Source organism: Mesorhizobium sp. M0185 (assembly GCF_040322175.1).
Taxonomy (GTDB): domain Bacteria; phylum Pseudomonadota; class Alphaproteobacteria; order Rhizobiales; family Rhizobiaceae; genus Mesorhizobium.
This window is the reverse complement of sequence record NZ_JAMYSY010000003.1, coordinates 199541-221055: the sequence shown is the minus strand read 5'-3', so window position 1 is coordinate 221055 and position 21515 is coordinate 199541. Positions and strand designations below refer to the sequence as shown.

Sequence of the window (21515 nt, the reverse complement as noted above, 5' to 3'; positions counted from 1 at the left end):
GACCACTCGGCTGGGTGAGCCAATGACCCGAGGCGGGGTGTCTCGGACCGCCACCACAATAGCTTCGGCAGGCCACTCATTCCACAGAACGCTGTCGTTGGTAATTTTCGTACACTGAGCATTGGCACAGACAGTCTGCGACCGTGGGATTTTTGCGCTATGCCCGTACCTGATAACCGGATCAGCTTCGGCTTCGATCGACATAGCTGTAGATGCCCGCGCCGATCGCGACCGCTCCTAGAGTGATCAGAATCGATGGCACACCCATCGACGTGGCGATGATTCCCCAGACAATGGCGACGGCAATTGCGCCGGCCGTTCCCAGCACCAGTCTAAGCCGTTTCGACATTTTCCATTCCCCCAAAAGTGCATCTTTGGCCTTTTCCGGTCGAAATACCGCAATGCGGCACCATTGTCTGCGCTTCGTCCAACTTTTTATGCCGCCCCTGAGCCCCGACCGCTGAGGCGTAAGCGATCCGTATGCGGGCTTGTCGCAAACACCCACTCGACAACGAGGACGCTTGGGCGTGAGCCCGAGAAGCGAGGCGTCAGAAAGCGAGGTATCTATGCAAATTTTCGGAATTTACTCCGGTTCACAATCATGGCCATGGCAGCCACGACAACCGCACTAGTCATCACGGGCCTTACCCCCGTGACAACCGAAGCGACTTTGATTTGCCATGGGTCGGTCTGCCAGAAGGCGAGCAATGAAGGCAGTGCCTTCGGCACCAAATATCAGCGCAAGTGCACCTGCGAAAATGTAAACGAGGGCGCTAACAACCATCCCTCCCCACGCAACGTCAACAAGAGGCCCATCGGCGGCTCAAGCAGCGGCGGATCGAGCGGCGCCAGCAGCTCAAGCGGCACTACTGGATAGTGCCGGAATACCGGTGTGAGTTTTACGCCCCCTACTGGGCAGCGCTCTACGACACCTTGCCGGCGTTGCTCGTCGGTCGCCGATCGGGTGCTCCGGCTGAATGCCATCCTTGCTCGGACGATCTGCGGCAGTCGGTGCTATCGCCTCAAGGCGTGATCGCGATGCCGATCCTCGCCGCTCATCGGTAACGGCCGATCGCCCTCGAGCAGGCGGGTGATCCGGGCGAAGCCGGCAAAAGCCTTTCGCGCTTCCTCGGCCGACATCCGGCCGGCCATGGCCGCAGCGCAGCAATTCACGGCGCACTGGTAAACCGGCCCGCGCCGCCCGGCCGGCCATTTTCGCAAGAATGCCATTGCTTCGGCAACGCTGTCGATCTCCTCCACGGGCTGTCCCTGTCCGCGCAAAATCCGCACGGGCGAAAAGAATTGCAAGCGGTCCATCATTTCCTCCCCGTCGACCGGATGCGTGCGATCGAACCCCACTAAACTCGCGAACCCGACTTTGGTTCCCGGCAAAAGAGGGCTTGGCCTGAAAAATGTTGGCTGGACGAGACGAGCAGCGGTGGAAGCGCCCGGCAGCTTCAATTGGGTGACATCTTGCCCCAATTGGGTGACATCTTGCCATTGTACGGGAACGTTAGCGCGGCTGATGCATTTCGATGCCACGAGCAGTCTTTTTGAGGGAAATGCCAAAACATGAGAATAGCCCATGTGGCGCCGCTCCATGAATCCGTGCCACCCCGGTTCTATGGAGGGACGGAGCGCATCGTCTCCTATCTGACCGAAGGATTGCTCGAGCTTGGCCATGACGTGACCCTGTTCGCCAGCGGCGATACCAAGACGTCGGCGAAATTGGTGGCGTGTCGCGAGCGCGCGCTCCGTCTCGATCCACGCCCGCACAAATCCGAAACCGCGGCGCATCTCTCGATGCTCGCCGAGGTGAGGAGCCGTGCGCAACAGTTCGACATCATCCATTTCCATCTCAGCCACTTCCTGCATTTTCCTTTCTTCGAACACATGCCCGACCGGACGGTGACGACACCGCATGGCAGGCTCGACTATGTCGACCTGGCCCCGGCCTACGAACATTTTCCGCGCTTTCCGATGATCTCGATTTCGCGCAGCCAGAGAACCGGGCTACCCAGGGCCAATTGGCTGGCGACCATCCATCACGGGCTACCGATCAATATGTACAAGCCGACTTTCGAGACGGAGGTGGACGAGCCGTATCTGGCCTTTCTCGGCCGGCTGTCGCGCGACAAGCGCCCAGAGCGTGCCATTGAGATCGCCTTGCGCTCCGGGCTGAAACTGAAGCTTGCGGCAAAGATCGGCGACGACGACCGCGCTTTTTTCCACGACACGGTCGAGCCGCTGATCGACGGCGACCGTGTCGACTATATCGGCGAGATCGAAGAGGACAGAAAAGCGGAATTCCTCGGCAAGGCGGCCGGCCTGCTGTTTCCGATCGATTGGCCGGAGCCGTTCGGTCTTGCCGCGATAGAGGCTATGGCCTGTGGCACGCCGGTAATCGCCTGGAAATGCGGTGCCCTGCCGGAGATCATCGACCACGGCGTGACCGGTTTCCTTGTCGATACGGTCGATGCCGCGGTCACCTCGATACCGGAATTGCTGCGCCTCGACAGGCGACAGGTGAGAGCCGTGTTCGAAAACCGTTTTTCTGCCACGAGAATGGCCCACGACTATGTGGCTGCCTATGCGCGCCTGATCGGTACTCCCGGTGAAGCGAGAGCGTCCTGATCGGCGTCATTGTGGACGTTGGAACGAAACGACAGAGCTTGTGACGTATGAATCAACTCGACGAGCGTAAGCTTGATCCCGCCGTAGCCCTTGCCTCCCTCGACGAGGTTGCGCCCCGGGAGCCGCACCGGCTGTTCGCCCTCAAGCAAGCCGACTGCTTCGCGGTGGCCGACGCCTATGGCGACATCCGCGGCGCCGGCGATGGCTTTTTCCGAGACGACACGCGTGTGCTTTCGGAATTCCGGCTGACGGTCGGTGGCCGGCAAATGTCGTTGCTCGGCGCCTCGCTCAGCCAGGATAATGTGCTTTTCACCTCGAACCTGACCAATCTGCCGATCCAGAGTGTCGGTGGTCGCGACATTCCGCAGGGCGCGATCCACATAGAACGCGTCAGGCTGCTTTGGCAGGACCGGCTGTTCGAGCGCATCACCCTTTCCAACTACAGCCAGGAATCGTCGGCCATTCGGGTTTCCTTGCATTTCGCAGCAGATTTCCGCGACATGTTCGAGGTGCGCGGTTCGACCCGGCTCAAGCGCGGAATAGCCCACGCCGCCGAGACCAGTCCGACATCCGTGGTGCTTCGATATGACGGGCTGGACCAGCTCGTGCGCCTGTCAGCGATCTCGTTCTCGCAGGCGCCGGACAATTTGACCGCCAGCCGCGCGGATTTCCTGGTTGCGGTGACGAAGCGCAGCAGCGAGGTCCTCTATATCGAGGTCGGCCCGGAAGTGGCGGAGACACCCGACCGCGACCGTTTTCGGGCTGCCGCCGCCCGCGCTCGCTTCGGCATGCGCGCCAAACGCCGCCACGGCGCGACGGTGCACAGCTCCGGCCGCGTCTTCAACGACTGGATCGAACGCGCGCGCGCGGACGTGGCGTTGCTGACCACCGAGCTTTCAACCGGACCCTACCCCTATGCCGGCATACCCTGGTTCTCGACGGCATTTGGCCGCGACGGGGTGATTTCCGCATTGCAGATGCTGTGGTTGAATCCAGGGCTGGCGCGCGGCGTACTCGCCTTTCTCGCCCAGCATCAGGCGACCGAAACGTCGCCGTTCAGCGATTCGCAGCCGGGCAAGATCATGCACGAGACCCGCAAGGGCGAGATGGCGGCACTGCGGGAGCTCCCGTTCGGCCGCTATTACGGCGGCGTCGATACCACGCCGCTCTACATTCATCTCGCTTGCGCCTATGCGGATCGTACCGGCGACATGGCGTTCGTCGACAGCCTGTGGCCATCGCTCTGTGCAGCGGCCGAATGGACGGAGGAGACAAGCCGCGCGACCGGCTTCGTTACCTACCAGCGCGGCGCCGAGACCGGCCTTGCCAACCAGGGCTGGAAGGACAGTTTCGATTCCGTCTTCCATGCCGATGGCCGCATGCCCAAGGGGCCGATCGCCCTGGTCGAGGTGCAAGGCTACGTCTTTGCCGCGTTCCGTGGGCTGGCGGCGCTCGCCCGCCGCCGCGGCGAGGACGACAAGGCCGATCATTGGGAGGAACGCGCCGAAACCATGCGCGCCGCGGTGGAACGCCATTTCTGGATGGACGATCTCAATTTCTATGCACTGGCGATCGATGGTGCAGGCGAGCTCTGCAAGGTACGGACGTCGAATGCCGGCCATCTTCTCTTTGTCGGGCTGCCCGAGCCGGAACGGGCGCAGATGGTCGCCGATCAGCTGCTCTCTGCGTCGTTCCACTCTGGTTGGGGAGTGAGGACGCTGGCCGACGATGCGATATTCTTCAATCCGATGTCCTACCACAATGGTTCGATCTGGCCGCACGACACCGCCATGTGCGGTGCCGGCCTGGCACGTTATGGCGTGCGCGACAGTGTGGTCCGGCTGATGAGCGGCACGTTCGAATCGGCTGTCCATTTCAACATGCGGCTGCCGGAACTGTTCTGCGGCTTTACCCGGTCGCCGGGCGAAGCGCCCATCGCCTATCCCGTCGCGTGCCTGCCGCAGGCCTGGTCGGCGGGATCGGCCTTCATGCTGATGCAGGCCTGCCTTGGGCTCGAAATCGACGGCTGGAACAGCGAAATCCGGGTCACCCGCCCAAGGCTGCCGATCGGCATCGACACGCTGACATTGCGGCATCTAGGTGTCGGCTCGACAGTGGTCGACCTCACATTCCAGCGTGTCGGCGACCGGGTCGTTGCCTTTCTCGCCGATCGGTATGAGGGGATGGTGCCGCTCATCGTGCGCACTTGATGCCGCCGCGCTGCGGCGCATTGAAAATGACGTGCGGCATTGCAATCGTCCCGGAACCGATAGCCTCTTTGTGCGTTGCAAAAATGGGCGGGGCGGGGATGGTGTTGCTGTCATATGGCGGCGAACCAGAAAACAAATAAAAAACGGCTATCGGCCGGCCGGAGGCGAGATCACATTCCATGTCAGATTATACTGTAAACCTGCTCTGGGTTTTGCTGATTGCAAGTTTTGGCTTTTCTGCTTTTGCCATTCTCCTGTCGATATCCCGCCAGCGTCGCGGCCGCGCAACGGCGGCCGCATACACGCCGAGCGAGGATGTCGCGTCGGAAGCGGCACGCAAGGTGCTGCGCGAGTTCGAAAAGAACGGCCAGTCGGCCGATGCGGCACTGGTCACATGGTCGCCCGACACGTTGCGCAAGATCCTGGCCGACGACCTGCCGGACGCACAGGTCATCGTGGTGTCCAACCGCGAACCCTACATCCACAACATCAAGGACGACGGGGTCCAACTTTTGGTGCCGGCCAGCGGGCTGGTTTCGGCACTCGAGCCCATCACCCGCGCCTGTGCCGGCACCTGGATCGCCTATGGCGGCGGCACGGCAGACCGCCTCACCGTCGACAAGGACGACCGGGTGCAGGTGCCGCCAGGCAATCCGTCCTACACGCTGCGCAGGGTCTGGCTGACGGAGGAGGAATATCAGGGCTATTATCTGGGCTTCGCTAATGAGGGCCTATGGCCGCTTTGCCATATCGCCTTCACCCGCCCCGTGTTTCGCGCCTCGGACTGGGACGCCTACGAGGCCGTCAACCGCAAATTCGCCGATACGGTGGTTGCCGAAGCCCGCAACGAACGGCCGATCGTGCTGGTGCAGGACTACCATTTCGCGCTGCTGCCGCGCATGATCCGCCAGCGCCTGCCGGACGCGATAGTCATCACCTTCTGGCATATCCCTTGGCCCAATTCGGAAGTATTCAGCATCTGTCCGTGGCGTGAGCGGATCCTGGAAGGACTGCTCGGCAGTTCGATCATCGGCTTTCATACCCAATTCCATGCCAACAACTTCACCGAAAGTGTCGACCGCTTTCTGGAGAGCCGGATCGAACGGGCAGACGCGGCAATCTCCTATGGTGGGCAGACCACATTGGTCCACGCCTATCCCATTTCCATAGAATGGCCGGCCCAATTGCTGGCAAAACTGCCGTCTGTGGAGGAGTGCCGCGCCAGCGTGCGCGACAGATTCGGCCTGTCTGCGGATACCAAACTATGCGTTGGCGTCGAGCGCCTCGACTACACGAAAGGCATTCTCGATCGCTTCCATGCCTTGGACGAATTGTTCACGAGATATCCCGAATGGATAGGCAAGGTGGTTTTCCTGCAGATCGCCGCGCCGAGCCGGGGGACATTGCCCGCCTACCAGCAACTCCACGACGAATGCCGCCGCTGTGCCGAGGAGCTCAACCGGCGCTATGGCAGCGAGACATACAGCCCTATCCTGATGGTCGCCGAACATCATCGGCAGGAGCAGGTCTACGAGGTCTATCGCGCCGCCGACATCTGTATGGTCACCAGTCTGCATGACGGCATGAACCTTGTCGCCAAGGAATTCGTCGCAGCGCGCGACGACGAACAGGGCGTGCTTTTGCTCAGCACCTTCGCCGGTGCCTCGCGCGAACTGCTGGAAGCACTGATCGTCAACCCCTACGATGCGGCCATGATGAGCGAGGCGCTGTTGCAGGCGCTGACGATGACGCCGGAAGAGCAGCGCGAACGTTTGCGGCCGATGCGCGAGATGGTCCGCGACAACAATGTCTACCGCTGGGCCGGCAGTATGCTGCTGGACGCCGCGCGCCTGCGAAAACGCGGCGATCTCGACAGGGTGACCGGAACCGGCGAGCGCCCGCCATCGAACACCAACAACGTCATCTCGATGTTCGAGCGGGCTCGGAAGGCAGCGTCGTGAAAAGCTTTGAACAACCGCCGGCGTTGAACCTGTCGGAAGGGCAATGGGCGCTGTTCCTCGATATCGACGGAACCCTGCTGGAACACGCTGCCCATCCCGACGCGGTGTTCGTCGGCGAGGAATTGCGCAATCTGCTCGAACGCATCGAGCGGCGGCTGGATGGTGCGGTCGCCTTCATCACCGGCCGATCGATTCCCGCCGTGGACAAACTGTTCCATCCGCTGAAGCTGCGGATCGCCGGACTGTATGGGCTGGAGCACCGGCTGACGCCGAGCGGTCCGATCGATGCCGCCGACGCGCCGGCCGACATCGCCGCCCTTGCGGACGAGATCGAGGCCGAACTGGGCAGCGGCAAGGTCTATGTCGAGCGCAAGGGGCCGGTCCTTGCCGTTCATACAAGAGCAGCACCGCAACTGCTTGCACCCGCAATCCAGCTCGTCGAACAGGCATTGGCCCGGCTTCCGAAGGGTTATCGGGTGCTTCCGGGAAACGCCGGCGTCGAGCTCATGCCTTTGGAAGCCGTCAAAGGTGCTGCCATCCGGCGTTTCATGGACATTCCGCCCTTTGTCGGCGGGCGGCCGATATTCCTCGGAGACGATACATCGGACGAACACGGTTTCGAGGCGATCAATAAAATTGGCGGCATCTCCATCCGCGTGAAGCCGAACGGACCGACGACCGCAAACTATGCCCTCGACGACGTGACCGGCGCAATAGCCTGGCTCGAGGCCAATTTCGAGGCCTTGCCGGTCTCTTGATCATCTGAATATCAACACGCCTTATTCGATCTTGCCGTCCACGATGTGAATGCGGCGATCCATGCGCGCCGCCATGTCGAGATCGTGCGTAACCGCCACGACGGTCTTGCCGCGCTCGCGCACCAGATTCTGCAGGATCGTGAAGACCTGCTCGGAGCTCTTGCTGTCGAGGCTCCCCGTCGGCTCATCGGCGAGGATAAGCGGCGGGTCGTTGGCGAGCGAACGTGCCACCGCGACGCGCTGACGCTGGCCGCCGGAGAGCTGGTCAGGCCGCTTGTCGAGATGCTCGCCGAGTCCAAGGGATGACAGCAACTCGCCCGCCCGTTCGCGCATCACGGGTCGGGCCAGCCGACCAAGCTTGCGCATCGGGATTTCGACATTTTCGCGCGCCGTGAATTCCGGCAGAAGGAAATGAAACTGGAAGACGAAGCCCAGCGTCGAAAGCCGTGTCTGCGCGCGCTCCCTTTCATTCATAGGCTCGCTATCGCGTCCGCCTATCCTCAAGGTCCCGCCTGTCGGCCGGTCGAGCAACCCAAGCAGATAGAGCAGCGAGGACTTACCGGAGCCGGAGGGACCGGTCACGGTGACGAATTCGTTGTCGTTGATCGTGAGCGTGATGTCCTTGACCAGCGTAACGGGGACCGTCTCGGGCAAGATGCGGGTCAGTCTCTCGGTCTCGATGAGTGCGCTCATGACGCGCCTCGGATAATCTCGACGGGGTTCAGGCGCGCCGCACGGCGCGCCGGCAGGTAGCCGGCCACTGCCGCCGAGCCCAGCGCGAAAGCCGACGCGATGACGTAGTGCATCAAGCTCCAAGCGATCGGCAGCCGGGTCATCTCCTGGCCAGTCGCGGCGATCTCGAAACGCACCAGCGACAGTGCATAGGTCATGGAGAAGCCAAGCACCCCGCCGAGCACAGAGCCGGCAGCGCCGATCGCCACGCCTTCCAGCAAAAAGAGCCGGCGCATGTCGGACTCCGGGAAGCCAAGCGACTTCATGATGGCGATGTCGCGCGCCTTCTCGTGCGTGATGGTGGAGATGATGTTGTAGATGCCGAAGCCAGCAACCAGCATGATCGCGCCGACGACGGTGTACATGATGACGTTGCGCACGACGAGTGCTTCGAGGATCGATTCATTGGCCTCCTGCCACGCCACGGCCTTGTAGCCCAGTTCGGCCTCTGCACGATGCGCCACCGCCGGAGCGCGGTTGGGGTCGTCGAGCTTGATGCGGATCTCGTTGATGGCGTTTGGCCGCGCTGAGAGAATCTGCGCGTTCTTCAAAAGCACATAAGCTTCGCCTTCGTCGCGCGCGGTGGTGCCGGTGTGGAAAAGGCCGGCGATCTTGAAATTGCGCGTGAGCCCTTCCGAGGAGACCGCCGTTATCGTATCGCCGAACCCGGCACCGAGCCGGCTCGCCATCGTGTTGCCGATCAGCACGTTGTTGCCGCCCGCGGCAAGTTCCGAAAAGCTGCCTTCGACGAACTCTCCGACGATCGGTGAAACGCCGGTCTCGCGCTGCGGATCGACCCCGATGATAGCTGCGCCCACTTCGCGGCTGGAATAGCGGATCACGCCCTGCGTCTTGAGGCTTGCTGCGAACCGGCCGGGAATCCAGCTCTCCAGCCAAGAGGTCGCGGCGGTCGGGTTGATAATGCCGCGTCGATCGTCGCGTGGCCGGAGCCCCGAGATGGCGGCGGTCTCGAAGTAGTCCTCGGCCGGCTGCCGGCGGGCGGTGCGCTGCTCGTCGGTGATGTCGACATGCGGCATCGTGTCGACGAGCTGCCTGACGAAATCGTCCTGCCCGCCCTGCATCAGCGCCGCCATCGCAATTGAGAAGCCGACACCCACCGCGACGCCGACTATGGCGACCAGCGTCTGGCGGCCGCGGCCGGCGATATGCGTTACGGCAATGTCGACGATCAGCGCCATCGTTGCCTATCTCTCCTGCGCGGCGGCGATGCTCACGCGCGCACCGTCGCCGAGGTCAGCGGGATAGGGCGAGACGATGCTGGCCTTCTCGTCGATGCCTGACCGTACCTCGACGCCATTGGTGCCACGAATGCCCGTGCGGATTTCACGGCGCCCGGCCTTGCCGCCCTCGACCATGAACACATTGTTCCCTTCGATCGCGACGGACGGGATCAGCAGCGCGTTTTTCGAGACGCGGATGACGATGTTCACGTCGGTCGACATGCCTATGCGAAGCAGCGTATTGTCCGGCAGGCGGAAGCGGACGCGATAGGTCTTCGTCACCGGATCGCCCTTGGGCGTGATGCTGTCGACCACCGCTTCCAGATTCTGCCGAGGGAACGCGTCGGATTTAAGCAGCGCGCGCTGGCCGATCTCGACCCGTGGAATGTCCTCCTCGTTGACCTCGGCGACCACCAGGAGCGGCTTCGGCTCGCCGACCCAGAACAACACCGTGCCGAGTTCGGCGACCTCACCCACCTCCCCGTCCTGCCTGAGCACGACGCCGGCGCTCGGCGCTCGTAAGACGTAGGTGTCGAGCCGCGCTTTCTGTCCGGCAACCAGCGCTTCGATCTGGCCAAGCTCGCTTTGCGCGCGATCGAGCGCCTGCTGGCTTGCCGCACGCCTTTCGGCAAGCACGGTCAGCCTCCGGAGCTCTTCCTGGGCAAGTGCTTGACGCGCCTCGAGTTCGCCAAGCGCCGCCCGCGCTTCACTGTCGTCGAGCCTGGCGAGTACGTCGCCCTGCCTAACTCGCGACCCCTCGCAATTGCATTGCTCGACGATCCGCTCGCGAACCACGGGAGCCACCTTGGCCCAGGTTCGCGGCTCGACGGAGCCGCTCGCATAGACAATTTCCGCCGCGTCGCCGCGTTGTGGCGTCACGACCGAAACCTTGGCCGGCTGCAACACATACCAAGCGCCGAAAGCAGCAGTCGCCGCGACAAGAACGATGCCGACAGTCCAACGTATCCGTCGCAAGAAGCTCTCCCTCCACCATCGAATGCGAACGTCGGAGCGGTGGCAGACATAGCATTAGACCGACCGTCGGTCTATAAAAGTTGCATAAAGAAACGGTTCGTGCTCCTCTTGCCCCCTGTACTTTTTGAGGTTGATTTTGCCCCGAGTAATAAAGCCGCCGGAGATACGATCCGCCGAGCTCCTCGACTGTGCCCAGCGGCTTTTCTTCGAGCATGGCTACGACAACACGACGGTGAACGACATCATCCGCGAGGCCGGCTTGTCGAAGGGTGCGTTCTATCACTATTTCGCGTCGAAGGAGGCCCTGCTGGAGGCGCTCGCCAGACGTCTCGCACGTGACAGCCTTGCCGAGCTGCAACCCCTCCTCGACGACCCGTCACTCGATGGGATTGGCCGGCTCAATGCGCTCTTTGCCGGCTCGCGACGGCTGAACATCGAGCTTGCCCCGCAATTGCGAAAAACGTTCTTCGTCGTGTTCCGGCCCGAGAACCTTGCCCTCTTCCATCGGGTCGACCAGGCGGCCAGGGAACTGGCCGAGCCGATAATCACAAATCTGCTCAGGAAGGGAAGCGAGGAAGGCATTCTCGACGTGCCCGACCCGCAAGCTTTTGCCGAGATGTTCCTGCAACTCCGGCTGACCTTTCGGGACGTGATGCACCGCGCCCTGCTACAGGCCGAACAGGGTAATATCGACGAAGCAGCGCGGCTGCTCGAGGGCCGATTGCGGTTCTACGGCATCGCAATCGACCGGCTTTTGAAGTTGCCCGATGGAACGATAGAAGCCGTGCAGCCCGGTTTTGCCCGGGCTTTTCTCGAAGCCGGACCGTAAGCCGCTGACAGCGATGGAGGAGAGTTGATGAGTAGGAAATCGCGCGCTTCGACCGATGCCGTTCTCAAGGAACTGCGCGCCTTCGGCCTCACCTATCCGGGCGCCGAGACAAAGAGTCCGTGGCCTGGTCACGACGATCTCGCGGTGAAAGGCAAGACCTTTGCTTATTTGAGCCTGGAAGGCGAACCGTTCAGCATCTCCCTCAAACTCCCCTACAGCGGCGACGAGGCGAGAAAGCTCCACTATGCGTCGCCGGCGGAGTACGGCCTTGGCAAGAGCGGATGGGTGACATTCGAACCAGCACCGGACGAACTGCCACCGATCGGACAACTGAAGTCATGGCTCGATGAGAGTTATCGCGCACAAGCGCCCAAAAAGCTTGCCGCCCTGATCACGTACAAGGTGGACTCGGGAGCTTAGGTCGAGCGATCGGTGTCACCCCCCGAATCGTCGGCGCTAGAAGCTCAACGACGCCACGCCGATAAGCGCGTTTCTCATTGAATGACTTTAAGCCCAACGCCGGCAAATCGTCTGCTTGCCGGTTCCCCTGCGTCAGGCTTAACCTGCGTGCCATGCGTGGAGGCGCGTGCGGTAACAAGGGGAGGACATAGCAATGACCATACAAGACGCATCACCGGACCTGTACAATGAGGATCTCGCACCGGCGAAGGTTCGAAACTGGGGACCGTTCTCGATCTTCAACGTCTGGACGTCGGACGTCCACAGCCTGTGGGGCTACTATCTCGCTGCCAGCCTGTTCCTGTTCTGCGGCGGCTTCGTCAACTTCATCATCGCCATCGGTATCGGCTCGCTGATCATCTATGCGTTAATGAACATGGTCGGCTATGCCGGCGTGAAGACCGGGGTGCCCTACCCTGTCCTGGCGCGTGCCTCCTTCGGCATCTGGGGCGCCAACATACCGGCGCTGGTGCGCGCCATCGTCGCCTGCTTCTGGTACGGCGCGCAGACGGCGGCCGCCTCCGGGGCGATCGTAGCCCTGCTGATCCGCTCGCAATGGTTCGCCGACTTCAACCAGAGCACCCATTTCCTCGGCCACTCCGGGCTCGAGGTGATCTGCTTCGCCGTCATCTGGGCGCTGCAGCTCCTGATCATCCAGAGAGGCATGGAAACGGTGCGCCGCTTCCAGGATTGGGCCGGACCGGCGGTGTGGGTGATGATGCTGATCCTGGCGATCTATCTTTGCATCAAGGCAGGCACTTTCGCTTTCACCAGCGACATCCCGATGGATGTGCTGCTGGAAAAGACAAAGGACGCGGGCGTGCCGGGCACGCCGGGCTCCTGGACCTCGCTGTTTGCGGTGGCCGCAATCTGGGTGACCTATTTCTCCGCGCTCTATCTCAACTTCTGCGATTTCGCGCGCTACGCCCCGGACAAGGCATCGCTGCGCAAGGGCAACATCTGGGGCCTGCCGGTCAATCTTATCCTGTTCTCGCTGGTCGCAGGCGTTACCACGATCACCGCCTTCGACGTCTATGGCGAGGTGCTGCTGCATCCCGACCAGATTTCGGCGAAATTCGACAGCTGGTTCCTGGCGGCGCTCGCAGCCCTGACCTTTGCGGTGGCGACGCTCGGCATCAATGTGGTGGCGAACTTCGTGTCGCCGGCCTTCGACTTTTCCAATGTCTTTCCACGCCAGATCGACTTCAAGAAGGGCGGCTACATCGCGGCGCTGATCGCGCTGGTGCTCTATCCATTCGCGCCCTGGGAAGGCAGTGCCGCCTCCTTCGTCAACATCATTGGCGCGACGATGGGGCCGATCTTCGGCGTGATGATGGTCGACTATTACCTGATCCGGAAGGGCGAGGTCGACGTCGAGGCGCTCTACAGGGAGAATGGCGAATTCCGCTTTCAGGGCGGCTGGCATGTCAATGCCTTCATCGCCGCCGGTATCGGCGCGGTCTTCTCCTCGATCCTGCCCAACTTCACCAGCCTGCTGCCGTCCTGGTGGGGCGTCTATGGCTGGTTCTTCGGCGTGGCAATTGCCGGCGTCATCTATTACGTGCTGCGCACGATGGCACTCGGTGCCAGAGCCAGGATAGCCAAGGCCTGACCGGTGTCGGGGCGGCGCGAGCCGCCCCGTTCATTCTGCGATCATTTCGGCCAGGCGGCGCACGGTATTCCAGTTGCGCGAGGTGCCGATGCCGAGACGTTTGTGGCTCACCGCCGCAAGCAGCCGCGAACTCGGCATCTCGCGGGAAAAGACGATCCAGATGTCGCCGCCGACAATCCGCAGCTTCTCGTCCTTGCCGGCATATGCCTCAAGCGCCACGGCGGTCTCGGCGGGAACGGGCGCTCGCATCACGCGCACCGCCACCTGGTCCGCGGTCTCAGCCGATTCAGCTGGGAACGGATTGCCGGCCGCCAGCCTTAGCCAGCCGTCGGCGCGGCGCACGATGATGTCGACGTGGCGGCCGAAAGTCTTTGCGAACGCCGCCTCCAGCCGCTGCTCCAACGTCGCAAGTTCTGTTTCTTGCGCCTCGAAGACCAGATTGCCGGTCGCTACCAGCGTGCGCGGGTTATTCAGACCCAGGCCTTCGGCCATCGCCTTCAGATCGGACATGACGACCCGCTGCCCCTCGCCCAGGACAATGCTGTAGAGCAGCGCGACGTAAGTTTGCATGGGCGGCTAGTCTAGACCAGCCGCGACTGCTCTACCGCCGCCTCGATGAAGCTGGCAAACAGCGGGTGCGGATCGAGCGGCCGGCTTTTCAACTCGGGATGGTACTGCACGCCGATGAACCAGGGGTGGTCGGGATATTCGACCGTTTCCGGTAGCACGCCGTCCGGCGACATGCCGGCAAACACCAAGCCGCAATCCTCGAGCCGCTCCTTGTAGTCGACATTGACCTCGTAGCGGTGGCGATGGCGTTCGGAAATCTGCGTATCGCCATAGATCTCGGCGATCTTCGATCCCTTGGCGAGGTCGGCCTGGTAGGCACCGAGCCGCATGGTACCACCAAGGTCGCCGGTTTCCCTGCGCTTTTCCAGCATGTTGCCCTTCAGCCATTCGGTCATCAAGCCGACGACCGGCTCCTCGGTTGGACCGAACTCGGTCGATGATGCGCGCTCGACGCCAGCCAGCGAACGCGCCGCCTCGATGCAGGCCATCTGCATGCCGAAGCAGATGCCGAAATACGGCACCTTGCGCTCGCGCGCGAACTTCGCCGCCAGGATCTTGCCCTCCGAGCCGCGCTCGCCAAAACCGCCGGGGACGAGAATGCCATGGACCTTCTCCAGCCACGGCGCCGGGTCTTCCTTCTCGAATATCTCGCTTTCGATCCAGTCGAGCTTGACCTTGACCCGGTTGGCGAGGCCGCCATGCGACAGCGCCTCGATCAGCGATTTGTAGGCGTCCTTGAGGCCGGTATATTTGCCGACGACGGCAATGGTCACTTCGCCTTCCGGATTGTGGATGCGGTTGGACACCGCTTGCCACCGTTCCATGCGCGGCTTCGGCGCGGGATCGATGCCGAAGGCCGCCAGCACTTCCGAATCCAGCCCTTCATTGTGATAGGCCATCGGCACGTCGTAGATATGCGGGACGTCGAGCGCCTGGATGACGGCGCTTTCGCGGACATTGCAGAACAGCGACAGCTTTCTGCGCTCTTCCTTGGGGATCGGCCGGTCGGCGCGGACCAGCAGTATGTCGGGTGCAATGCCGATGCCGCGCAACTCCTTGACCGAATGCTGCGTCGGCTTGGTCTTCAGTTCGCCCGCCGTCGGAATGTAAGGCATCAAGGTCAGGTGGACGTAGACGGCGTTGTTGCGCGGCAGGTCGTTGCCGAGCTGGCGGATCGCCTCCAGGAACGGCATCGCTTCGATGTCGCCGACGGTGCCGCCGATCTCGCACAGCACGAAATCGTAGTCGTCATTGCCGTTGAGGACGAAATTCTTGATCTCGTCGGTGACGTGCGGAATGACCTGCACGGTAGCGCCGAGATAGTCGCCGCGCCGCTCGCGCTCGATGATGTTCTTATAGATCCGGCCGGTGGTGATGTTGTCTTGCTGGTTGGCCGAGCGGCCGGTGAAGCGCTCATAATGGCCAAGATCGAGATCGGTCTCGGCCCCGTCATCGGTCACGAAGACTTCGCCGTGCTGATAGGGCGACATCGTGCCGGGATCGACATTGAGATAGGGATCGAGCTTTTTGATGCGTGCGCGATAGCCCCGCGCCTGCAAGAGAGCCCCAAGGGCCGCTGCAGCAATGCCTTTTCCAAGTGAGGAAACCACGCCGCCTGTGATGAATACATATCGCGCCATGGGAGTCATCGCTTAACGCGGCCGAATTGATTCCGCCAGAGAAAAAACCGCCGCGAAGGCTTTTTCCCAAGAAGGCGCTCTGGTCGTTGGCGTATCAAAACAAAAGGGCCGGCGAGGCCGGCCCTTTTGGCACGATCTGTCAAAGCGTCAGATAATGACGACTTTGGTGCCTACTTTCACCCGGCGGTAAAGGTCCATGACGTGCTCGTTGATCATGCGGAAGCAGCCATTGGAGGCGCTGGTTCCGATCGACTGCGGCGCGATGGTGCCGTGAATGCGCAGGTGGGTATCTTTCTTGCCGTCGTAAAGATAGATGGCGCGCGCACCGAGCGGATTGTCGCCGCCGCCGGGCATGCCGTCCTTGTACTGGCCATAGTGCTTGGGTTCGCGCTTTTGCATATCCAGCGTCGGAATCCAGCGCGGCCATTCCTGCTTGTCGCCGACGGCAACCGTACCCTTGAACTGCAGGCCTTCCCGGCCGACCGCGATGGCATAACGGCGGGCGGTTGACGATGATTCGACGAGGTAGAGACGACGGGCGCTGGTGTCGATGACGATGGTGCCGGGGTTGTAGCCGGTGAATTCGACCTCCTGCGGCACGAATTCCGCCTTGACCTTGAACTGCCGCTTGGCCTGCTTCCTTTCGAGCGCGGCGTCGAGCGCGCGTGTTTCCGGAAGCAGCGACATCGACGAAGAGGATGTGCCGCCGAACAGTCCCGCGAAAAGCCCGACGCTCTGAGGCTTCTGCCCGACCGGTTCGCTGCGCAACTCGCCATTGTTGCCGGTCAGCGCAACGTTCATGGCCTCGGCCGGGATCGGCTCGGCCGACTGGATCGGCGCAATGGGCGTAATCGGTTCGATGATGTTGACGGTCTTCTTCTTGGCCGGCGTGGCGTCAGCCACCTTGGCCGTTGCGAGCGGCTGGCTCTTCTTGGCAAGGAACGCCTGCCGTTCCGCATCGGCTTTGGCTTTCGCCGCCTCACGCATCGCCAGCTTCCTGGCTTCGAGTGCCTTGGCGCGAGCGGCTTCCTTGTCGGCTGCGATCTTGGCTTCGATCTTGCGGATCTGCGCAAGGTCGTCCGGCGTCGGATCTTTCTTCTTCTTGAGAAGCTTCAATTGCGCTGCATCGCTTTTGGCAGCGACCTTGACGACGTCGGTTGTTGTCGCGGCTTTGTGGGCCGAGTTTGCCGTCGGCATGGCCGCGTAAGCGGGCGCACCTAGGCTGAGCACGGCACAAAGGCCGGCAAAAATGAAGCTGCGAAGCTGCATGGGGAAGATCCGATCGTTCAATGCTTGTTGCCCACGGCGTCGCCCGGCGCCCCCCAAGGACGCCGAGAATGCCGCGTGCAACGTATAATCGATTAGCCGGAAGCGCCTCAAGCGTGAGGCGCAGTCGAATCTTCGTGATCATGCGGCATTTGCCGCGACTGTGTTCAAACGACAACAGATCGCGGCATAAGTTGCCCTATTACTGGTTGGGGACCTGCGGCGTGGCCGGCGCGGTGGCGCCGTTTGTCGCTGGCGGCGTCGCCGGAGCGGTTGCCGGCGGCGTCGTTGCCGCGCCATTGCCGGACGGCGGGGTCGGCGCCGTGGTGCCCGAAGGCGGCGTCGGCGTCGTGGTTCCAGGCAATTGGTTGAGTACGCCCTTGCCTGCTCCGTCCGAGGTCGCCGGCACGCGATCGAGAATGTCGATCGGCTTCTCGCCATAGCGCGCAACGATCGACAGTGTCAGCGAAGTGACGAAGAAAGCGGCAGCCAGGATCGCCGTCGCCCGCGTCAGCGCATTGGCGGCGCCACGCGCGGTCATGAAGCCCGATCCGCCGCCGATGCCGAGGCCGCCGCCTTCGGAGCGCTGCAGCAGCACCACGCCGACAAGCGCGAGCACGACCATGAGGTGGACGACGATCAGTACGGTTTCCATAATTTACCCTGGCAAGGCCTTGTGCGGCCGCTGATTTGGAGGCGGCTCAATACAATGCTTTGACGGCATTTCCAAGCCCGTGGCCGGAATATGGGAAGCAATGCGTCCTTTGCAACGATTTCGGCGCCGGCCGTCCGCTCAAATGCAGCAAGCAGTCCTTGTATCAAGCGATGTTTCGATAGGCTTCCGCGATGCCGAGGAAGTCCGCCGCCTTCAGGCTGGCGCCGCCGACCAGCGCGCCATCGACATTCCTGACGCCGAGCAACTCGACGGCGTTGGACGGCTTGACCGAGCCGCCGTAGAGAATGCGCATCTTGGCCGCCGTATTGCCGAGCTTCCGTGCCAGTTCTTCGCGGATATGCGCATGTGCCTCAGCGACGTCGGCGGCGGTCGGGGTCAAGCCGGTCCCAATCGCCCATATTGGCTCATAGGCAATGACGGTGTTGGAAACCGTGGCGTTTGGCGGGACCGAGCCAGCGACCTGGCGCGACAGCACGTCGAGCGTGGCTCCTGCTTCTCGTTCGGCTCTTGTCTCACCAATGCAGATGATGGCCACCAGCCCGGCGCGCCATGCGGCGGAGGCCTTGGCCTGGACCAAGGCATCGTCCTCCTTGCGATCGGCGCGGCATTCGGAATGGCCGACGATGACATGGCTGGCACCTGCATCCTTCAGCATCTCGGCCGAAATGCAGCCGGTGTAGGCGCCGCTTTCCTCGGTGTGGCAATCCTCTCCGCCGGCCCGCACCGGCGTGCGCGACAGAATCTCGGCGGCGTGCGCAAGCAAGGTCGCCGGCACGCAGACCACCGCTTCGGTCTCGGCGTCGAGCCCACTCATGAAGCCGTTGCCGATCATCCTGAGCTCGTTGAGCGAGGCGCTGGTGCCGTTCATTTTCCAGTTGCCGGCGACGAGCGGGCGGATTCCAGGCGTCATGGGATTTGTTTCTCCGGGCAATTTCCAGCTGGCCCTCACTATCAAAATCAGGCCACAAAGCAATCGACAGTGGGCAGGAAGGGCGCTATTGCGCTTGTTTCAGACTCGGCGCATGCGAAATGCGCAAAAATCGGAAGTACTCATGCTTGGTATGTTGAGAAGCGCGGCGGGGACCTGGGTCGCTAAACTGCTGCTGTCATTGTTGGTGTTGAGCTTCGCCGTCTGGGGCATCTCGGGCCGCCTGATGGGCGGTCTTGCCGGCCATGATGCCGTGATCACGGCCGGAGGCACCAAGGTCTCGATCAACGAATACCGCCTCGCCTACGATCGCCAGCTCAGCGTCATGTCGCAGCAATTCGGCCAGCGCATCAGCCGTGAGCAAGCGACGGCGCTCGGCATCGACAACCAGGTGCTGGCGCAACTCGTGTCGGGCGCCGTCCTCGACGAGCAGGCCCGCAAGCTCGGACTCGGCCTGTCAAAGGACCGGCTCGCCGAACTGACGCGTGAAGACCCGGCGTTCAAAGGGCCTGCCGGAAGCTTCGACAGGAGAACCTTCGAGTACCTGCTTCGGCAGATCGGAATGCGGCCGGAAGACTATTTGAAGAACCGCGCCCAGGTCGCGGTCCGCCAGCAGATCGTCGAGGCGGTTTCGGACGGCCTCAAGGCCCCGGATACTTTCTTCAAGGCGGTCGCGCTCTATCGCGGCGAAGATCGCACCATCGACTACCTGACCTTGCCGAAATCGCTGGTCGAACCGATAGAAGCGCCGTCCGACAGCGCGCTTTCGGCCTATTTCGAGGAAAACAAGAAAACCTACGCCGCGCCCGAATACCGTAAGTTCTCCTATGTCAGGCTCGAACCGGAAGACATCATGGATTTGAGCGCGGTGACCGACCAACAGGTCAGCGACGACTACAATAAGAACAAGGCGCGCTACACCACACCGGAGATGCGCACCATCGAGCAGCTTGTGTTCAAGACACCTGATGCCGCAAAGGCGGCGCTCGATTCGCTCAGGACCGGCGCGACCTTCGACAAGATCGTCGCTGCCGAAGGCAAGACGCCGGCCGACACGCTGCTCGGCACGCTGGCCAAGGACAAGATCGCCGACAAGGCGGTCGCCGACGCTGCCTTCAAACTAAACGTCAATGAGGTCAGCCCGGTCGTACAAGGCGCATTTGGTCCCGTTCTGCTGCGCGTCACCGAGATCAAGCCGGAAGTGGTGAAGCCGCTGGCTGAAGTATCCGAGCAGATCCGCAAGGACCTGGCACTGGGCGAGGCAAGCCGCATCTTGCTGGACGTGCACGACAATTACGAGGATACGCGCGCCTCGGGCAGTTCGCTCGCCGAGGCAGCCGCCAAATTGAAGCTGAAGGTCGTCACCATCGATGCCATCGATCGCACCGGCCAACGGCCGGATGGAAGCATCGTCAAAGACCTGCCGGAATCGCCGGCACTCATCAAGGCGGTGTTCGAATCCGAACCCGGAACCGACAATGAAGGCCTCACCACCGCCGATAACGGCTTCGTCTTCTACGACGTGAGCGCGATCACGCCTGCCCGCGACCGCACATTGGACGAAGTCCGCCAGAAGGTCGTGGCCGACTGGACCGCGGCGGACACCACCAAACGGCTCACCGCAAAAGCACAGGAGCTCGAGAAGCGTCTCAAGGCTGGCGCCACGCTCGAGGTGATCGCCGGTGAGCTCAAGCTCGAAAAGCAGACCAAGCGCGGCGTCAAGCGCGATGCTGACGACGTCGATTTCGGCAAGGAAGGCGCCGCCGCGATGTTCGGCGTCGGCGAAGGCGGCACCGGGCTGATCCCCTCGCCCACGGGCGACGGACAGATCCTGTTCAAGGTTGCCGAGGTATTCGAGCCCGCCGGGGCCGACGCCAGCTCAGTACCCGAGGACGCACAGAAGTCCTTCACATCCGGCATGTCCGACGACCTGCTCGACCAGTTGGTAGCGCAGTTGCAGACGCAATATGACGTCCGCATCGATCAGACGGCCGTAACCCAAGCCCTGGCCAGATGAGCGCGCTGAAGATCCACATCGCCAAGGTCGCCGCCGGCAGCGCTCTTTCCTTCGAGGAGGCGCGCGAGGCCTTCGACATTATCATGTCGGGCGATGCTACCCCCGGCCAGATCGGCGGCTTCTTGATGGCATTGCGCGTGCGCGGTGAGACCGTCAGCGAGATCGCCGGCGCCGTCGCCACCATGCGCGCCAAGATGCTGCGTGTCGAAGCCCCCGAGGGCGCCATCGACATTGTCGGCACCGGCGGCGACAATTCGCACAGCGTCAACATTTCGACCGCATCCGCTTTCGTCATCGCCGGCAGCGGCGTGCCCGTCGCCAAGCACGGCAATCGCGGACTGTCCTCGCTGACCGGCGCCGCCGATGTGCTGATCGCATTGGGCGTCAAGATCGACATCCCTCCGGAGACGATCGGCCGCTGCATTCACGAGGCCGGCGTTGGCTTCATGTTCGCGCCGGCGCATCACCCGGCGATGAAGCATGTCGGCCCGACCCGGGTCGAGCTCGGAACCCGCACCATCTTCAACCTGCTGGGCCCGCTTTCCAATCCGGCGAGTGTCAGACGGCAGATGGTCGGCGTGTTCCTGCCCGAATGGATCATGCCGGTGGCAGAAACGTTGAAGGAACTTGGTGCCGACCATGCCTGGATCGTCCATGGCGACGGCTATGACGAGATCACCACCACCGGCGAGACACTTGTCGCCGAACTGGCCGGCGGCGAGATCCGCAGCTTTACGCTGACCCCGGAAGCCGTCGGACTGAAGCGGCACACCAAGGACGAGTTGCGCGGCGGCGACGCCGCCCACAACGCCCAGGCACTGCGCGACATGCTGGCCGGCGCAGCCGGCGCCTTTCGCGATACGGTGCTGATGAATGCCGGCGCCGGGCTGGTGGTGGCCGGCAAAGCGACGACGCTTGCCGACGGCATGGTAACGGCGGCGCAGGCCATCGACAGCGGCCGCGCGCTGAAAGTGCTCGACAGGCTGATCGAGATTTCGAACGGTTAA

19 protein-coding genes are annotated in these 21515 nt (G+C 62.4%); 9 read left to right on the top strand and 10 right to left on the bottom strand.

The features are described from left to right. Positions 1 to 181 precede the first annotated feature (181 nt). Both NKJ20_RS04215 and NKJ20_RS04210 read right to left on the bottom strand, forming a co-directional pair. On the bottom strand, positions 182 to 349 hold the full coding sequence (locus NKJ20_RS04215) for a hypothetical protein (protein ID WP_352448851.1): 168 nt from the start codon (positions 347 to 349) through the stop codon (positions 182 to 184). A 665-nt stretch (positions 350 to 1014) separates the two neighbouring features. Continuing rightward, the gene (locus NKJ20_RS04210; protein WP_352474284.1) at positions 1015 to 1317 is read right to left on the bottom strand and encodes a DUF982 domain-containing protein; all 303 of its coding nucleotides are present in this window, start codon (positions 1315 to 1317) and stop codon (positions 1015 to 1017) included. A 255-nt stretch (positions 1318 to 1572) separates the two neighbouring features. Here NKJ20_RS04210 and NKJ20_RS04205 point away from each other — a divergent pair, with 255 nt between their 5' ends. The 4 genes from NKJ20_RS04205 to otsB all read left to right on the top strand — a co-directional run bounded on the left by NKJ20_RS04205 (position 1573) and on the right by otsB (position 7563). Beyond that, positions 1573 to 2634, top strand: coding sequence for a glycosyltransferase family 4 protein (locus NKJ20_RS04205; RefSeq protein WP_352742733.1), 1062 nt, complete (start codon positions 1573 to 1575; stop codon positions 2632 to 2634). Between the two features lie 47 nt (positions 2635 to 2681). Next, the gene (locus tag NKJ20_RS04200; RefSeq protein WP_023674970.1) at positions 2682 to 4844 is read left to right on the top strand and encodes an amylo-alpha-1,6-glucosidase; all 2163 of its coding nucleotides are present in this window, start codon (positions 2682 to 2684) and stop codon (positions 4842 to 4844) included. A 179-nt stretch (positions 4845 to 5023) separates the two neighbouring features. Next, positions 5024 to 6805, top strand: coding sequence for an alpha,alpha-trehalose-phosphate synthase (UDP-forming) (locus NKJ20_RS04195; protein WP_023674969.1), 1782 nt, complete (start codon positions 5024 to 5026; stop codon positions 6803 to 6805). Next, positions 6802 to 7563 (top strand): trehalose-phosphatase, encoded by a 762-nt coding sequence (otsB, locus tag NKJ20_RS04190; RefSeq protein ID WP_352448846.1) that lies wholly within the window; start codon positions 6802 to 6804, stop codon positions 7561 to 7563. Before NKJ20_RS04195 ends, otsB begins: the two co-directional genes overlap by 4 nt. Before the next feature lie 21 nt (positions 7564 to 7584). Here otsB and NKJ20_RS04185 read toward each other — a convergent pair whose 3' ends face one another. Genes NKJ20_RS04185 through NKJ20_RS04175 form a run of 3 tightly spaced genes read right to left on the bottom strand, consistent with a single transcriptional unit; the run spans position 7585 to position 10511 of the window. Next, complete coding sequence (locus NKJ20_RS04185; RefSeq protein WP_352742731.1) at positions 7585 to 8256, bottom strand: ABC transporter ATP-binding protein; 672 nt, start codon at positions 8254 to 8256, stop codon at positions 7585 to 7587. Beyond that, positions 8253 to 9494: an ABC transporter permease gene (locus NKJ20_RS04180; RefSeq protein ID WP_352448844.1), complete on the bottom strand. Its 1242-nt coding sequence runs from the start codon at positions 9492 to 9494 to the stop codon at positions 8253 to 8255. The genes NKJ20_RS04185 and NKJ20_RS04180 overlap by 4 nt, the downstream gene beginning before the upstream one ends. 6 nt (positions 9495 to 9500) lie before the next feature. Next, positions 9501 to 10511, bottom strand: coding sequence for an efflux RND transporter periplasmic adaptor subunit (locus tag NKJ20_RS04175; RefSeq protein WP_502894916.1), 1011 nt, complete (start codon positions 10509 to 10511; stop codon positions 9501 to 9503). 136 nt (positions 10512 to 10647) lie between these two features. Here NKJ20_RS04175 and NKJ20_RS04170 point away from each other — a divergent pair, with 136 nt between their 5' ends. The 3 genes from NKJ20_RS04170 (at position 10648) to NKJ20_RS04160 (ending at position 13411) form a co-directional block, all read left to right on the top strand. Beyond that, a complete protein-coding gene (locus NKJ20_RS04170) occupies positions 10648 to 11340 on the top strand; it encodes a TetR/AcrR family transcriptional regulator (protein ID WP_352742729.1) in 693 nt (230 codons plus the stop codon). A 27-nt stretch (positions 11341 to 11367) separates the two neighbouring features. Then, a complete protein-coding gene (locus tag NKJ20_RS04165) occupies positions 11368 to 11760 on the top strand; it encodes an MmcQ/YjbR family DNA-binding protein (protein WP_352705647.1) in 393 nt (130 codons plus the stop codon). Between the two features lie 193 nt (positions 11761 to 11953). Further along, positions 11954 to 13411: an NCS1 family nucleobase:cation symporter-1 gene (locus tag NKJ20_RS04160; protein WP_352742727.1), complete on the top strand. Its 1458-nt coding sequence runs from the start codon at positions 11954 to 11956 to the stop codon at positions 13409 to 13411. A 30-nt stretch (positions 13412 to 13441) separates the two neighbouring features. Here NKJ20_RS04160 and NKJ20_RS04155 read toward each other — a convergent pair whose 3' ends face one another. From NKJ20_RS04155 to tpiA, 5 genes are all read right to left on the bottom strand, one after another. Next, entirely contained in the window at positions 13442 to 13981 is a 540-nt protein-coding gene (locus NKJ20_RS04155) for a DUF1697 domain-containing protein (protein ID WP_352705649.1), read from the bottom strand. Positions 13982 to 13992: 11 nt separating this feature from the next. Then, positions 13993 to 15621, bottom strand: a complete 1629-nt coding sequence (gene pyrG / locus NKJ20_RS04150) for a CTP synthase (protein ID WP_023674960.1) — start codon at positions 15619 to 15621, stop codon at positions 13993 to 13995. A gap of 147 nt (positions 15622 to 15768) precedes the next feature. Then, positions 15769 to 16890: a L,D-transpeptidase gene (locus NKJ20_RS04145; protein WP_352448838.1), complete on the bottom strand. Its 1122-nt coding sequence runs from the start codon at positions 16888 to 16890 to the stop codon at positions 15769 to 15771. 199 nt (positions 16891 to 17089) lie between these two features. Further along, on the bottom strand, positions 17090 to 17542 hold the full coding sequence (gene secG, locus NKJ20_RS04140) for a preprotein translocase subunit SecG (protein ID WP_254817294.1): 453 nt from the start codon (positions 17540 to 17542) through the stop codon (positions 17090 to 17092). A 163-nt stretch (positions 17543 to 17705) separates the two neighbouring features. After that, complete coding sequence (gene tpiA, locus NKJ20_RS04135) at positions 17706 to 18473, bottom strand: triose-phosphate isomerase (protein WP_352742726.1); 768 nt, start codon at positions 18471 to 18473, stop codon at positions 17706 to 17708. A 142-nt stretch (positions 18474 to 18615) separates the two neighbouring features. Here tpiA and NKJ20_RS04130 point away from each other — a divergent pair, with 142 nt between their 5' ends. Both NKJ20_RS04130 and trpD read left to right on the top strand, forming a co-directional pair. Beyond that, a complete protein-coding gene (locus NKJ20_RS04130) occupies positions 18616 to 20508 on the top strand; it encodes a SurA N-terminal domain-containing protein (protein ID WP_352742724.1) in 1893 nt (630 codons plus the stop codon). Continuing rightward, entirely contained in the window at positions 20505 to 21515 is a 1011-nt protein-coding gene (trpD, locus tag NKJ20_RS04125) for an anthranilate phosphoribosyltransferase (protein ID WP_352742722.1), read from the top strand. Before NKJ20_RS04130 ends, trpD begins: the two co-directional genes overlap by 4 nt.